We start from the raw sequence: 13,297 nt of genomic DNA on the forward strand, positions 1-13,297 counted from the left end.
CAGGCGTTGAATAGCGATGTTTTTGCGAGATCGCGTAATGTGGCTTAAACTTTGGGCTTCGAGGGTGGCAAGTAACTTAAGTGGGCAGGGGCATGAGCGTCATCGCGGGTGTGTTCGGTGCGTTGCCGCCGCATCGCTATAGCCAAAGTGAGATCACTGATTCGTTTGTCGAGTTTCCCGGCCTTAAGGAACACGAGGAGATCATTCGGCGTTTGCATGCCGCCGCCAAGGTCAACGGTCGACACCTGGTGCTGCCGCTGCAGCAATACCCGTCGCTGACCGACTTCGGCGACGCCAACGAGATCTTTATCGAGAAGGCTGTCGACCTTGGCGTCGAGGCCTTGCTGGGCGCGCTCGATGATGCCAACCTGCGCCCCAGCGACATCGACATGATCGCCACCGCAACCGTCACCGGCGTCGCGGTGCCGTCTTTGGATGCCCGGATCGCCGGGCGGCTTGGTCTGCGCCCCGACGTGCGGCGGATGCCGTTGTTCGGTCTGGGCTGCGTGGCAGGGGCGGCGGGCGTGGCCCGCCTGCGCGACTACCTGCGTGGCGCGCCCGACGACGTCGCGGTTCTGGTCTCGGTTGAGCTTTGCTCGCTGACGTATCCCGCGGTCAAACCAACCGTGTCGAGTCTGGTCGGGACCGCACTGTTCGGCGACGGAGCAGCCGCGGTGGTCGCCGTCGGCGACCGGCGCGCCGAGCAGGTTCGCGCTGGCGGACCGGACATCTTGGACTCGCGCAGCAGCCTGTACCCCGACTCGCTGCACATCATGGGTTGGGATGTCGGTTCCCATGGCCTGCGGCTGCGGCTTTCCCCGGACCTGACGAACCTGATCGAACGGTACCTAGCCAATGACGTCACCACGTTTCTTGATGCCCATCGGCTGACCAAAGACGACATCGGCGCCTGGGTGAGCCATCCCGGTGGTCCCAAGGTCATCGACGCCGTCGCCACGAGCCTCGCGCTGCCTCCCGAGGCGCTCGAGCTGACCTGGCGCTCGCTGGGCGAGATCGGCAACCTTTCGTCGGCCTCGATACTGCATATTTTGCGCGACACCATCGAAAAGCGGCCACCCAGCGGAAGCGCCGGGCTGATGCTGGCGATGGGTCCTGGTTTCTGCACGGAACTCGTCTTACTGCGCTGGCGCTGACTTCCTGATTTCAACGGTCAATCCCGGCCAGGGGCGCAGCGCGGCAAAGTTGGCCGCCCGAATGCGGTGAGTCCGCTGAGCGGGCAACTGCAGCATGGCCCTGGCGACCAGCCGAGCGAGAATCACGGTCATCTCGGTGGTGGCCATGACGGCTCCGATGCATCGGTGCAGCCCGCCGCTGAACGGGATGAATTCATGTGGCGCGGGTTTGCGGTAGTCCGCTGCGTTGGGATCCCAGCGCAGCGGACGGAATTCGGTTGGCTCGGGCCAGATTTCTGGGAGCCGGTGGGTGACGTAGGCGCTGAAGATCAACAGGCGTCCCGCCCGGATGCGATGCCCGTCGAACCAGAGGTCACGCAGCACCCTGCGGGCCGAGATCACGCCGGGCGAGTACAGGCGCAGCGTCTCGTGAACAACTCCGTTGAGGTAGGTGAGCGCGCTCAGGTCATCGGCGGCGGGGACTCTGCCACCCAGCACGCGCGCGACCTCGCTGGCCGCACTCTCCCAGGTGCCGGGCACGGTCAGCAGTGCGTAGATCGCCCAGGCCAGCGCGCCGCTGGTGGTCTCGTACCCCGCGGTGATCAGCGAAACGATCGAATCGCGAATCTCGTTGTCGCTTAACGTAGTACCCTCTTCAGAGCAGCCACTAATCAACGTCGTCAACATGTGGTCGTCGGGTCTGGGTGCCGTGCGCGCGTCGGCGATCTGAGCGTCGATGAGGTCGTCGATGCGTTTGCGGGCTGCCATGGCCCGTCGCCACCCGGGCGAGTTGACCCGCTGCTGCAGCCGCATCACCTGAGGCGGCCGTCGGGTTAGGTCCAGCAGGGGCTGCAGTTGCTCACCGAGAAAATCGGAATGTACGGCGAGGCGCTGGCCGAACAGACTCTCGGCGGTACTGCGCCGGACCGCCGAGCGCAACTCTTGGTAGATGTCCAGCCGCTGTCCGGGCTGCCAACCGTCGATCACCGTGTCGATATTGGACACCATCGTTGCCACATAGCGCTGGACGTGATGGTGCCGCAGCCCCGGTGCCACCACACTGCGGCGGCGCCGGTGGTCCGCGCCGTCGCTGACGATCAGCGCGGTCGGCCCGTCGACGGGAACCAGGCTCTCAAACGTTTGGCTCCAGCTGAACGCGTCGGCATTGGCGAACACGAATCTGTTGGCCTCTGCTCCCAGGAGATAGGTGTAGCCATGCCCACCGACTCCGGCGTTGATCAGCGGACCGCGCCATCGATACAGCGCCAGCAGCGCTTCGCCAAGCGGGTAGCGCACCGTCCGATACGTCCTCATTCGAGCATCTCCGAAAGCTCCAGCCAGCGATTCTCCATCGCCGCGACGTGGTCTTGCAGGACACGTAGTTGCTGGGTCAGCCGGGTGATGCCGACGTGGTCGGACTGGTCATGCTCGGCCAGTTCGGTATGTTTGGCGGCCACCCGGTCGGCCAGGCGGGCGAGTTGACGGTCGACTGCGGCCAACTCTTTTTCGGTGGCACGTCGCTGTGCGCCCGACATCGCCGGCGGCGCTGGCCGCTCGGCCGGTGCTGGGGCGCTAACGCGGGCAGCCAGCTGCAGGTATTCGTCGATGCCGCCGGGCAGGTGCCGCAACCGGTCATCGAGAATCGCGTACTGCTGGTCAGTGACCCGCTCGAGCAGATACCGGTCGTGTGAGACGACGATCAACGTACCCGCCCACGAGTCAAGCAGGTCTTCGGTCGCCGTCAGCATCTCGGTGTCCACGTCGTTGGTGGGCTCGTCGAGGAGCAGCACGTTCGGCTCGGACAACAGCGTCAGCATGAGCTGCAACCGCCGACGCTGACCACCGGAGAGGTCGTCGACTCGCGCGGACAGCTGGTCCCGGCGGAACCCGAGACGCTCTAGCAGCTGGGTCGGGGTAACCTCGCGGCCTTCGACCTGATAGCCGCCACGCAGCCTGCCTAGCACATCGGCGATCCGGTCGTCGGCAAACGGTGCCAGATCGTCCCCGTGCTGATCGAGCACTGCCAGCCGGACGGTCTTGCCGCGCTTGACACGTCCGACACCGGGCTGGACGGTGCCGGCGATCAAGCCCAGCAGGGTCGACTTGCCGGCGCCGTTAGCCCCGACGATGCCGATACGTTCACCCGGGCCGATCCGCCATTCGATGTCGCGCAACACCGGGCGGCCCCCAGAAGGCTGGTACGAGACCGACACGCCGAGCAGGTCGACGACGTCCTTTCCGAGCCGAGCGGCCGCCAGCTTGGCCAGCTCCACGGTGTTGCGCGGTGGCGGCACGTCTGCGATCAGTTGGTTGGCGGCCTCGATCCGGAACTTGGGCTTGCAGGTCCGCGCCGGTGCGCCGCGGCGCAACCAAGCCAGCTCCTTGCGCAGCAGGTTCTGCCGCTTGGCTTCGGCCGCGGCGGTCAGCCGGTCCCGCTCGACGCGCTGCAGCACGTACGCCGCGTAGCCGCCTTCGAAAGGTTCGACGATTCCGTCGTGCACTTCCCATGTTGTGGTGGCGACCTCGTCGAGGAACCAGCGGTCGTGGGTGACCACGAGTAGGCCGCCGGTATTGCGGGCCCAGCGCCGCCGTAGGTGGTCGGCGAGCCAGGTGATGCCTTGGATGTCGAGGTGGTTGGTGGGCTCGTCGAGAGCGATCACGTCCCATTCGCCGACCAGCAGGCTGGCCAGTTGCACCCGTCGGCGCTGGCCACCGCTGAGGGTGCTGACCGGGGTGTCCCAGGCGATGTCGGATACCAGGCCGGCGACCACGTCCCGGATACGCGGGTTGCCCGCCCATTGGTGTTCGGGTTGGTCACCGATGAGCGTCCAGCCGACGGTGCGGTTGGGGTCGAGGGTGTCTGTTTGGCTGAGCGCGTTCACCCGCAATCCGCTACGCCGGGTGACCCGACCGGAGTCCGGCCGCAGTTGACCGGTGAGCAGGCCCAGCAGACTGGATTTGCCGTCGCCGTTTCGCCCGACGATGCCGATGCGCGCCCCGTCGTTGACCCCGAGCGTGACTGCCTCGAACACCACCTGAGTCGGATAGGCCAGGTGCACGGCCTCGGCTCCGAGTAGGTGCGCCATGGGGCCGACCCTAGCGTGGCGACGATGCGGGCTGGGATGGGCCGCTGAGGAGCCGCGCGGTCGAGCTCTAGCGTGGCGACGATGCGGGCTGGGATGGGCCGCTGAGGAGCCGCGCGGTCGAGCTCTAGCGTGGCGACGATGCGGGCTGGGATGGGCCGCTGAGGAGCCGCGCGGTCGAGCTCTAGCGTGGCGACGATGCGGGCTGGGATGGGCCGCTGAGGAGCCGCGCGGTCGAGCTCTAGCGTGGCGGCCCAGCCGCAGTGCAGTTGATTGGCGGCGGGGCTTGCCGGGTGGGGTGGAGGTCGTTGTAGGCGTCGATTGGGCTGGGTGTGATTGAGGTGTTTGAACATTTCGTGGGTTTGCACCCGGTTGAACGGGGTCAATGTCACGGCGACCGGGATACTCGAATGGACGTGCCGGGGCCAGCCGGCAAGCTGCTCGTGGCGGCTCGGCAGGGGCGTCGTCGGTAGCTTTCTCCAGCCAGCCCAACTGCGGACTGACTGAATCAGTCTTGGGCCACCAAGTCACTGGAATATGCTTGGGCACAATACATCTTGATGCCATGCAGTGGCCATGGTCGTCGGCGTACCGATTGGAGCCGGCCGTTGCTACCACATTAATCGGCATCAGTGCCTGGTGGGCGAATGGCAGCGTGAAGCAATACGCCGGTGATCTGACTGATCGTGTCGCCACGATGACAGTTTGCCGGCGCACGCCGGCTCCGCGAGTGCATTATCGACAGTGACACGTTTGGCAGGACCCAAGGAGGCCGAGTCCATGATTCGTGCTGTGTGGAATGGAACAGTGCTCGCTGAGGCGCCGCGAACCGTACGGGTGGAAGGCAACCACTACTTTCCGCCCGAGTCGCTGCACCGCGAGCATCTAATCGAAAGCCCGACCACGTCGATATGCCCATGGAAGGGTCTGGCCCATTACTACAACGTCGTCGTGGACGGCCCCTATGGTCCGGTTAACCCGGACGCTGCCTGGTACTACCGCCGGCCCAGTCCACTGGCTCGCCGGATCAAAAACCATGTTGCGTTCTGGCACGGTGTGACGGTCGAAGGTGAATCCGAGAGTCGGCATGGCTTGGCGCGCCGGGTTGTGGCGTGGCTCGGCAAATAGCGGCGTGATGCCAACGGTCGGACCCGCGGACCACGCGGCGGGCCTAGATCGGCGCGCGACGCCTGACCAGCTGCCGATATGGCGTATCGGCATCATCAGTGGGCTGGTCGGCATGCTGTGCTGTGTCGGGCCGACCATCCTGGCGTTGGTTGGGATTATTAGTGCGGCAACGGCTTTCGCGTGGGCGAACGACCTCTATGACAACTACGCGTGGTGGTTCCGCGTGAGCGGGCTCGCGGTGCTTGCCATTCTGGTGTGGTGGGCGCTACGACATCGAAACCGATGTAGCGTCAACGCAATCCGCCGGTTACGGTGGCGGCTGATGGCAGTGCTGGCAATAGCGGTTGGTACTTACGGTGTCTTGTCCGCTGTGACGACGTGGTTCGGTACGTTCGTATAGTTGCAGTATTAGACGAACGGGGTCGCCGGCGACGGGTGCAGCATGATTTCGGAGTCGTTGGCGCATACTGTCCGGCCAGCGTGCCGCAGTAGCAAGCTACAAGCCGCCGCGGCAGCAAGTACGGCGGCGACGGTCAGCAACGCGAGATGGTAAGTGCCGGTGGCGTCTTTGAGGTGGCCGGTGGCGTAGGGACCGGCGAAGCTCGCCAGACTGGCCACGGCATTGACCGTCGCGATGGCCACGGCGACCCGGGGACCGGCCAGCGCGGCGGTGCAACGGCTCCAGAAAGCGGGCATCGCGGCAAGGATTCCGGCGACGGCGATGGTCAGCCAACTCAGCGTCACTATCGGTGACATCGGACTCAATGCCGCACCGAGCGCGGCGCTGCCCGCGGCCGTTGTTGGCAGTGTGATATGGCCCGCTTGGGCGCCCGAGCGGTCGATGCTGCGGTGGCTCCAGGCCAACATGGCCAGCGCGGCGACACCGTACGGCAGGGCCGCCAACGTGGCAGCGGTCAGCGTGGCGGTGCCGTGTGCCAGCGACGCAACTAGTTGGGGCAGAAAGAACTGCAACGCATACAGCGCGAAATACAGGCCCCCGTAGACGACAGCGAAAAGGACAAGATCCCAACCGGCTCCACTCGACCGACCGGTCGGGGCAGGGGTGTCCTCGGTCAGCCGGGCCGACAGCTCTGCACGTTCCTCGGGGGTGAGCCAGCTTGCCCGTTGCGGGTTATCCGGCAACAGGCGCCGAAGAAGCGGCGCCAGCAGCAGTGCAGCCAATGCCTCGATCACAAACATTGCCCGCCAGCCGGGTAGCCCGGCCATGTGAACGTGGCCGACGATCAGCCCAGACAGCGGCAGGCCGACCGTGTTGGCGACCGGAATGGCCAGCAGAAAGGTGGCTACGGCGCGGGCTCGCTGCGCGCACGGAAACCACACCGTCAGATACGCGATGACGCCGGGGAAGAAGCCGCCCTCGGCGACGCCGAGGGCGAAGCGCGCCAGATACAAGGTGTGCGCGCTGGTGACCAAGGCCGTGGCCGCCGAGCACACACCCCAAGCCAGGACGACCGCCGTGAGCGTTCGACCGGCACCGAAGCGCGCCAACGCCGCGTTGGCGGGAACCTGGAACAGGACGTAGCCGAGGAAGAAGACGCCGGCGGCGGTGCCGTATGCGGTGGCGCTCAGGCGCAGGTCGGCGTTCATCGCCAGGGCTGCGACCGAGATGTTGGCCCGATCAACGAAGTTGATCACATACAACACGAACAGCAGGGGCAACAGCCGGCGCGCGGCCTTGCCCAGGGCATTGTGCGTGGGGCTTGCCGCGATTGTCGCCACCTGCGGCTCCTTCCGTGGGCCTGTCGAACAATTGCATCATGAAATGACCCCAACCCGGTCTTTGTAGTCCGGCGTGTCACTAACACGATCGGTTATGTCATTGCAGTAAAACGGATTTGGCGTTGCGCCGGATGTGTTTCGCCGTCAATCTCGGCGTAGGGGCCGGCGAAGAACAGGCTCCGGCCCGCCCGCTGTGGTGGGGCGAGCAGGATGTCGCGGCCGATCGACCACGCGATGTGGTTGGCCTGCAGGTTCGCGAACAGGCCGTGGGTGCCGTACTTCGTCGCACAGGAGGCGTCCGCCGGTAGCCAACCCAGCCCAGCGACGAAGAATTCCGCCCAGCAGTGGTAGCCGCACACCTCGCAATCCTGCGCACCGGGCTGCGGTAGCTCCAAGGCCTGACCGAGCACAAATCGTGCGGGGATGTCGACCGATCGGCACAGCGAGACGAACAATGCGTGGATGTCGTTGCAGTTGCCCACCGAGCAGGTCAGGGCATGCTCGGTGCTGCCCAGGAAAGACTGCTTCGTCGCGTCGTAGTCCATGGCGCCGGTGACGTAGTCGTAGATGCGACGGGCCTGTTCGAGCGGGTTGGTCTCGGGGCCGACGACGTCTTGGGCCAACGTACGGGTGCGCTCATCGACATCGACATGTGCTTCGGGGATCAAGGCGCGGCTGAACAATTGCGCCGTGGCCAACGGGCGGGCCCGTGCCGGATCCGGAGCATGCCCGATCGCCCGGCGTTCCACAACATAGCGGATAGACCAACTCGCCGCCGTCGCCAAGCGCAGCCGGCTGTACAACATCAGGTTCCCGAACTCCGGCTCACGCGTGAGGTCATAGGGATCCTCGCTGGTCACCTCGACGTCCAGAACGCGTTGAAACGCGCCGTCACCGATGACCGGGCACCACATCTCGACGGTGTGGGCACCTTGGGTGGAATCGATCGTGATGTGATCGGTGATTTCGAACAGCCCGATCGTCGCATCCGCGTGTGCGGATACCGCGGGGTCGGTGATCGTCATCGGTTAGCTCCTTCCGCTGAGACTGGTTTATGTTCGAACAACCGGCAGATCGGCTGCCAGCCATTCGGAGAACCCGCCGTCGAGTCGGCGGGCAGAAAATCCGTTGGGGCGCAACAGTTCTAGCGCGTCATAGGCATACACGCAGTAAGGTCCTCGGCAGCAGGCGACGATGTCGATGCCGGACGGGAGTTCATCAAGCCGCTCGGCCAGTTCGTCGAGGGGAATGCTCACTGCCCCGGGCAGATGCCCGGCGGCGTATTCCATGGCCGGCCGCACGTCGAGGACCAGCACCGACCCGGCGGCCACCCGAGCTTGCAACTCGTCTCGGCTGATCGGTTCCAGGCTGTCTCTGTCGGTGTAGTACTGCCGCACCAGGGAGCCGACCGAGGCCAGATTGCGTTCGGCCACAGCGCGCACCGCGCGCACTACGTCCCACACCTGCGGATCCGACAGTGCGTAAATCACCCGTTTGCCGTCCCGGCGGCTGGTCACCAGGCCGGCGCGCCGAAGTTGCAACAAGTGCTGGGAGGCATTGGCAAACGTCAACCCCGACGCACGAGCCAGCGCGTCCACACTGCGTTCACCCTGCACCAGCAGATCCAACAGCTCCAATCGATGGCCGCTGGACAGCGCTTGCCCGACCAGGGCGAACTGCTCGAAGATCAGCTTCTTTGCACCGGACATGCCGCCGCTCCATTCCTCGATTCAGATGTTCGTATATTCAATTGATTGTTTGATCATGTCATTCCGACACGCTGCTGCGGTTTCGCCGCCGGGGCGTCGCACCGCTACTCGGTGCCGGCTACGGCCTCACCCGCGGCCGCGGGTTCGCGACCGGGCCCTGCGCCGCGCCCTCGGGGTGGGCGGAATGTCCTCCGCGGTCAGCACCGGTGCATTCCTGACCACCGTGTGCCTCGCGCACCTGGTGCTCGGCGCGCTTATGGGTGTACTAGTGCACGAATTCGGCGCCGACATGCTGTCGTTGTGGCCCGTGGGACCGGCGCTGTGTCATTGAGCCCGGGCGCGTAATCCGTGTTGGTCGGTGATCTCGATGACCGCATACCCGACGGTGATCAATCGGTCGCGCTCGAACTCCTTGAGAATCTTGTTGATCGATGGGCGCTGCGCTCCAAGCATTGCGGCGAGGGTGCGTTGGGCAAGTTCGATACGGGCATCGATTGCCTCGTCGAGCAGGAGCTGCGCAACCTGCGCGGGCAGCGGGCGGCCAAGCATGCCCATTAACCGAATCTGCGCAGTCGACACCCGTTGCGCCACACTCGACAGCCACCGCCGTGCGATGGCCGGGTGGGTAGCTAGCAGCCGCTCGAACGCCTGCCGGTCCAGGAACAGGCAGGTCGCTTGGGTCAAGGCGCGCCCCGTGTAGACCATCGGCATCTCCAGTAGCAGCGGGATGTCGCCATCGACATCGCCGGGATGAAGGATGTTCACCACGGCGCGGCGCCGCCTGGAGCCGACCGCGAGCTCAATTAATCCGTGTCGCACAATCCACACCCCGTCCGCGGTTTGATCGGCGTGGAATACCACTGCCCCGGGGGCAAACTCCTTGGCTTGTAACGTTTCGGCCAATGCCGACACATCGTCACGGTGCAGTGGCGCCGAGCCTCCGCGACCGACGCACCGCGCAATCCAGGCTGCCTGTCGGACCTGGGCCTCGGAAGGCGGTTGGCCCCCAGTCACCGCATGAACGAGATGCCGCAGCGGGCGCACCGACCGATCTGCCATGGCCCCTCCTTGAGAGCAGGCGATGCCGTCATCGTGCTGCCAATTGTCAGCGCGCGTGGATTGCGTGCGGGTTGGCTTGCCCTGAATGGGAAATTAGTCGATCGAAGAGAACACGCAAGCCCGTTCTGCGCCCCAGGCACTCTGTCAGCACGCTGACAAACCGATTCTTGGCGGAGTTTTGCCATCGGTATGGTATTGGGGTGCCTACTCGATTGGCCCGCGGTGCGACCGTGCCGACTCGCCGTCTGCAGGACATCAACGATCAACCGGTGGACGTCCCGGCTGCGACCGGAAGGACACACCTGCAGTTTCGGCGGTTCGCGGCCTGTCCGATCTGCCACCTGCACCTGCGCAGCTTCGCCAACCGGCACCAAGAGGTTGCGGACAGTGGAATCACCGAGGTGGTGTTTTTTCATTCGGCGGCCGACGCGCTGCGCGGATACCAGTCCTTGCTACCGTTCGCCGTGATCGCCGACCCCGACCGAGTGCAGTACCGCGAGTTCGGCGTAGAGAAAAGCCTGGGCGCCATCACTCATCCGCGGGCATTGTGGGCTGCCGTTCGGGGGTCGGCGGCGATGTTGCATCGCAACGATCCGGAACGGGCGGGCGTCGGATTCGGTGACGGCACAACGCATCTGGGATTGCCCTCCGACTTTCTCCTGGATGCCGATGGAACTGTCGCCGCTGTGCACTATGGGCGTCATGCCGACGACCAATGGTCGGTGGATCAGCTCATCGACATCAACCGCTCGCTTGGAGGTAAGGGCACTCAGTGACTCATTCCCGTCTGATTGGCGCACTTACCGTAGTCGCAATTATCGTCACTGCATGTGGTTCGCAGCCGAAATCCCAGCCCGCAGTGGCACCTACCGGGGACGCGGCCGCTGCCACCCAGGTGCCGGCGGGCCAAACCGTTCCGGCCCAGCTGCAGTTCAGCGCCAAAACCCTTGATGGGCACGACTTTCACGGGGAAAGCCTGCTGGGTAAGCCCGCGGTGCTGTGGTTCTGGGCGCCCTGGTGTCCGACGTGCCAAGGCGAAGCGCCGGTAGTCGGCCAGGTCGCCGCGTCACACCCGGAAGTGACGTTCGTCGGGGTGGCCGGCCTGGATCAAGTACCCGCAATGCAGGAGTTCGTCAACAAATACCCGGTGAAAACGTTTACCCAGCTGGCTGATACCGACAGGTCGGTCTGGGCGAATTTCGGTGTCACCCAGCAGCCTGCGTACGCGTTCGTTGACCCGCACGACAACGTCGACGTCGTCAGGGGTCGGATGTCGCAGGACGAACTGACGCGGCGCGTCACGGCGTTAACCAGCCGTTGATCGACGCCACGCCGGTCGGCTTGGCGTTGGCCCACGCAGAAATGCCTGGCCTTCGCGACGAGTTGGGGCTTGCGCCGCGTGTGATACTGCCCTCATGACGATGGCTCGGGTGCGTCGCGGCACGGAACTGTTGTTGTCACCTCAGTCGCCGCCGGCCACCGGCGGGCTGATCGTGTTGACCGGTCTGCGGCTGTTGGCTGGGTTGATCTGGCTCTACAACGTGGTCTGGAAGGTGCCGCCGGACTTCGGTGAGCGCGGCCGGCGGGACCTGTATCACTTCACGCATCTGGCGGTTGAACACCCGGTGTTCACACCGTTCAGCTGGGTGATCGAGCATGCCGTGCTGCCGTACTTCACGGCATTCGGTTGGGGGGTGTTGTTCGCGGAGTCCGCGCTGGCGGTGCTGCTGCTGACCGGGACGGCCGTGCGGCTGGCCGCGTTGATCGGGATCGGGCAGTCGGTCGCGATCGGGCTGTCGGTGGCCGAGTCACCCGGGGAGTGGCCGTGGGCGTACGCGATGCTGCTGGGCATCCACGTCGTCTTGCTGTTCACCTGCTCGACCCGGTACGCCGCCGTCGACGCGGTGCGCGCCGCCGCCACGGGGTCGGCCGCTCGGACGGCGGCGCAGCGGCTGCTGGCCGGTTGGGGAATCGTGCTTGGGCTGATCGGACTTGTCGCGGTATGGCGTGGCCTGGGCGATGATCGACCCGCCTATGTCGGGATACGGGCGTTGGAGTTCTCCCTCGGGGAATACAACCTGCGCGGCGCACTGGCGCTGATCGCGATCGCGCTGGCAATGTTGGCGGCCGCCAAACGCGGCTGGCGCACCGTCGCGTTGGTCGCGGCGGTGGTCGCGGTGGCCGCCGCGGCCGCCATCTACCTGCAAGTCGGCCGGACCGCGGTGTGGCTCGGCGGGACGAACACCACCGCAGCGGTTTTCGTGTGCGCGGCGGTGGTGAGTCTGGCAACCGAATTCCGGATCGGACGGGTGGAAGGGGCGTGATGGCCACACCGGGCGTTGTGCAGGAAGTCGTTTCCGTCGCTGCAGAACACGCCGAGCGGGTCGACACCGACTGTGCTTTCCCGGCCGAGGCGGTCGACGCCCTCCGCAAGACCGGCCTGCTGGGTCTGGTGCTGCCCCGCGAGATCGGCGGAATGGGTTCCGGACCAGTGGAATTCACCGAGGTGGTCGCCCAGCTGTCGGCTGCATGTGGATCAACGGCGATGATCTATTTGATGCACATGGCGGCCGCTGTCACGGTAGCCGCGTCGCCTCCGCCGGGTCTGCCGGATCTGTTGGCGGACATGGCTTCCGGAAAACAACTTGGCACCTTGGCATTCAGTGAACCGGGTTCTCGTTCGCACTTCTGGGCGCCCGTGTCCACGGCGAGCGCCGACGGTGACGGCATCGCGGTGCGGGCCGACAAGAGCTGGGTGACCTCGGCGGGGTTCGCCGACGTCTATGTGGTGTCCGTCGGTTCGGCCGACGGTGCCGCGGGCGACGTCGACCTCTACGCGGTTCCGGCGGACACACCGGGCCTGCGGGTAGCGGGCACCTTCACCGGGATGGGTCTGCGGGGGAATGCCTCCGCGCCAATGGCCGTCGACATTCGCATCCCGGATTCGTATCGTCTCGGGGAGGCCGGCGGCGGATTCGGCATCATGATGCAAACGGTACTGCCCTGGTTCAATCTCGGAAATGCGGCTGTCTCACTGGGTTTGGCGACCGCAGCCACCGGTGCCGCGGTCAAGCACGTCGGGACCGCCCGGTTGGAACACCTCGGTGGCAGCCTGGCCGAGCTGCCCACGATCCGCGCCCAGATCGCTCGGATGGGCACCACGCTGGCCGCGCAAAAGGCGTACCTTGAGGTCGCCGCCAACAGTGTCAGCTCGCCCGACGACACCACCTTGACCCACGTGCTGGGTGTGAAGGCCTCGGTCAACGACGCCGCGCTGACCATCACCGAATCGGCCATGCGGGTGTGCGGCGGGGCCGCGTTCTCCAAGCATCTGCCCATCGAACGCGCCTTCCGCGACGCCCGGGCGGGGTCGGTGATGGCGCCAACCGCCGACGCGCTCTACGACTTCTACGGCAGGGCCGTCACCGGGCTGCCGCTGTTCTAG

The 13,297-nt window shown here is 65.6% G+C and carries 15 protein-coding genes; 9 read left to right on the forward strand and 6 right to left on the reverse strand.

The window, feature by feature from the left end; genetic code table 11:
* Window positions 1-92 precede the first annotated feature (92 nt).
* The gene (locus tag FF952_RS08825; protein WP_003408248.1) at window positions 93-1,154 is read left to right on the forward strand and encodes a type III polyketide synthase; all 1,062 of its coding nucleotides are present in this window, start codon (window positions 93-95) and stop codon (window positions 1,152-1,154) included.
* Here FF952_RS08825 and FF952_RS08830 read toward each other — a convergent pair.
* The gene (locus FF952_RS08830; protein WP_003901231.1) at window positions 1,137-2,429 is read right to left on the reverse strand and encodes a cytochrome P450; all 1,293 of its coding nucleotides are present in this window, start codon (window positions 2,427-2,429) and stop codon (window positions 1,137-1,139) included. The genes FF952_RS08825 and FF952_RS08830 overlap by 18 nt on opposite strands.
* Before the next feature lie 14 nt (window positions 2,430-2,443).
* Window positions 2,444-4,219 carry an ABC-F family ATP-binding cassette domain-containing protein gene (locus tag FF952_RS08835; protein ID WP_003408257.1) on the reverse strand — a complete coding sequence of 592 codons (1,776 nt, stop codon included), beginning with the start codon at window positions 4,217-4,219 and terminating at the stop codon, window positions 2,444-2,446.
* Between the two features lie 382 nt (window positions 4,220-4,601).
* Here FF952_RS08835 and FF952_RS08840 point away from each other — a divergent pair, with 382 nt between their 5' ends.
* From FF952_RS08840 to FF952_RS08850, 3 genes are read left to right on the forward strand one after another with little or no spacing between them, the layout of a single operon-like run.
* The gene (locus tag FF952_RS08840; protein ID WP_003901232.1) at window positions 4,602-4,964 is read left to right on the forward strand and encodes a hypothetical protein; all 363 of its coding nucleotides are present in this window, start codon (window positions 4,602-4,604) and stop codon (window positions 4,962-4,964) included.
* A gap of 32 nt (window positions 4,965-4,996) precedes the next feature.
* Window positions 4,997-5,344 carry a DUF427 domain-containing protein gene (locus FF952_RS08845; protein WP_003408261.1) on the forward strand — a complete coding sequence of 116 codons (348 nt, stop codon included), beginning with the start codon at window positions 4,997-4,999 and terminating at the stop codon, window positions 5,342-5,344.
* A gap of 7 nt (window positions 5,345-5,351) precedes the next feature.
* Window positions 5,352-5,744, forward strand: a complete 393-nt coding sequence (locus FF952_RS08850; protein WP_003408263.1) for a hypothetical protein — start codon at window positions 5,352-5,354, stop codon at window positions 5,742-5,744.
* 8 nt (window positions 5,745-5,752) lie between these two features.
* Here the strand turns inward: FF952_RS08850 and FF952_RS08855 are convergent, their stop codons facing one another.
* The 3 genes from FF952_RS08855 to FF952_RS08865 all read right to left on the reverse strand — a co-directional run bounded on the left by FF952_RS08855 (window position 5,753) and on the right by FF952_RS08865 (window position 8,793).
* A complete protein-coding gene (locus FF952_RS08855; RefSeq protein WP_003903559.1) occupies window positions 5,753-7,084 on the reverse strand; it encodes an MFS transporter in 1,332 nt (443 codons plus the stop codon).
* A gap of 92 nt (window positions 7,085-7,176) precedes the next feature.
* Entirely contained in the window at window positions 7,177-8,109 is a 933-nt protein-coding gene (locus FF952_RS08860; RefSeq protein ID WP_003408265.1) for a transglutaminase-like domain-containing protein, read from the reverse strand.
* A 27-nt stretch (window positions 8,110-8,136) separates the two neighbouring features.
* The gene (locus FF952_RS08865) at window positions 8,137-8,793 is read right to left on the reverse strand and encodes an ArsR/SmtB family transcription factor (RefSeq protein WP_003408266.1); all 657 of its coding nucleotides are present in this window, start codon (window positions 8,791-8,793) and stop codon (window positions 8,137-8,139) included.
* A gap of 184 nt (window positions 8,794-8,977) precedes the next feature.
* Between FF952_RS08865 and FF952_RS08870 the strand changes: the two genes are divergently transcribed.
* Entirely contained in the window at window positions 8,978-9,124 is a 147-nt protein-coding gene (locus FF952_RS08870) for a hypothetical protein (protein WP_003408267.1), read from the forward strand.
* On the opposite strand, the gene cmr is transcribed toward FF952_RS08870, so the two are convergent.
* Window positions 9,118-9,852 (reverse strand): HTH-type transcriptional regulator Cmr, encoded by a 735-nt coding sequence (cmr, locus tag FF952_RS08875; protein ID WP_003408268.1) that lies wholly within the window; start codon window positions 9,850-9,852, stop codon window positions 9,118-9,120. The two genes, FF952_RS08870 and cmr, sit on opposite strands and share 7 nt — an antisense overlap.
* Window positions 9,853-9,923: 71 nt before the next feature.
* Here cmr and FF952_RS08880 point away from each other — a divergent pair, with 71 nt between their 5' ends.
* The 4 genes from FF952_RS08880 to fadE16 all read left to right on the forward strand — a co-directional run bounded on the left by FF952_RS08880 (window position 9,924) and on the right by fadE16 (window position 13,297).
* Complete coding sequence (locus tag FF952_RS08880) at window positions 9,924-10,628, forward strand: peroxiredoxin-like family protein (RefSeq protein WP_003904676.1); 705 nt, start codon at window positions 9,924-9,926, stop codon at window positions 10,626-10,628.
* Window positions 10,625-11,173 carry a disulfide bond-forming protein DsbF gene (gene dsbF / locus FF952_RS08885; RefSeq protein ID WP_031680789.1) on the forward strand — a complete coding sequence of 183 codons (549 nt, stop codon included), beginning with the start codon at window positions 10,625-10,627 and terminating at the stop codon, window positions 11,171-11,173. The genes FF952_RS08880 and dsbF overlap by 4 nt, the downstream gene beginning before the upstream one ends.
* Window positions 11,174-11,273: 100 nt before the next feature.
* Window positions 11,274-12,176 carry an Rv1678 family membrane protein gene (locus FF952_RS08890; protein ID WP_003408272.1) on the forward strand — a complete coding sequence of 301 codons (903 nt, stop codon included), beginning with the start codon at window positions 11,274-11,276 and terminating at the stop codon, window positions 12,174-12,176.
* Window positions 12,176-13,297, forward strand: coding sequence for an Rv1679 family acyl-CoA dehydrogenase (gene fadE16 / locus FF952_RS08895; protein ID WP_003408274.1), 1,122 nt, complete (start codon window positions 12,176-12,178; stop codon window positions 13,295-13,297). Before FF952_RS08890 ends, fadE16 begins: the two co-directional genes overlap by 1 nt.

The sequence above is a fragment of the Mycobacterium tuberculosis complex sp. N0072 genome (assembly GCF_030323725.1).
In the GTDB taxonomy this organism is placed as follows: Bacteria; Actinomycetota; Actinomycetes; order Mycobacteriales; family Mycobacteriaceae; genus Mycobacterium; species Mycobacterium tuberculosis.

Coding starts and splice junctions, on each gene's coding strand:
- FF952_RS08825 (WP_003408248.1), top strand. CDS start 93: ATGAGCGTCATCGCGGGTGTGTTCGGTGCGTTGCCGCCGCATCGCTAT.
- FF952_RS08835 (WP_003408257.1), bottom strand. CDS start 4,219: ATGGCGCACCTACTCGGAGCCGAGGCCGTGCACCTGGCCTATCCGACT.
- FF952_RS08840 (WP_003901232.1), top strand. CDS start 4,602: ATGTCACGGCGACCGGGATACTCGAATGGACGTGCCGGGGCCAGCCGG.
- FF952_RS08845 (WP_003408261.1), top strand. CDS start 4,997: ATGATTCGTGCTGTGTGGAATGGAACAGTGCTCGCTGAGGCGCCGCGA.
- FF952_RS08850 (WP_003408263.1), top strand. CDS start 5,352: ATGCCAACGGTCGGACCCGCGGACCACGCGGCGGGCCTAGATCGGCGC.
- FF952_RS08860 (WP_003408265.1), bottom strand. CDS start 8,109: ATGACGATCACCGACCCCGCGGTATCCGCACACGCGGATGCGACGATC.
- FF952_RS08865 (WP_003408266.1), bottom strand. CDS start 8,793: ATGTCCGGTGCAAAGAAGCTGATCTTCGAGCAGTTCGCCCTGGTCGGG.
- FF952_RS08870 (WP_003408267.1), top strand. CDS start 8,978: ATGTCCTCCGCGGTCAGCACCGGTGCATTCCTGACCACCGTGTGCCTC.
- cmr (WP_003408268.1), bottom strand. CDS start 9,852: ATGGCAGATCGGTCGGTGCGCCCGCTGCGGCATCTCGTTCATGCGGTG.
- FF952_RS08890 (WP_003408272.1), top strand. CDS start 11,274: ATGGCTCGGGTGCGTCGCGGCACGGAACTGTTGTTGTCACCTCAGTCG.
- fadE16 (WP_003408274.1), top strand. CDS start 12,176: ATGGCCACACCGGGCGTTGTGCAGGAAGTCGTTTCCGTCGCTGCAGAA.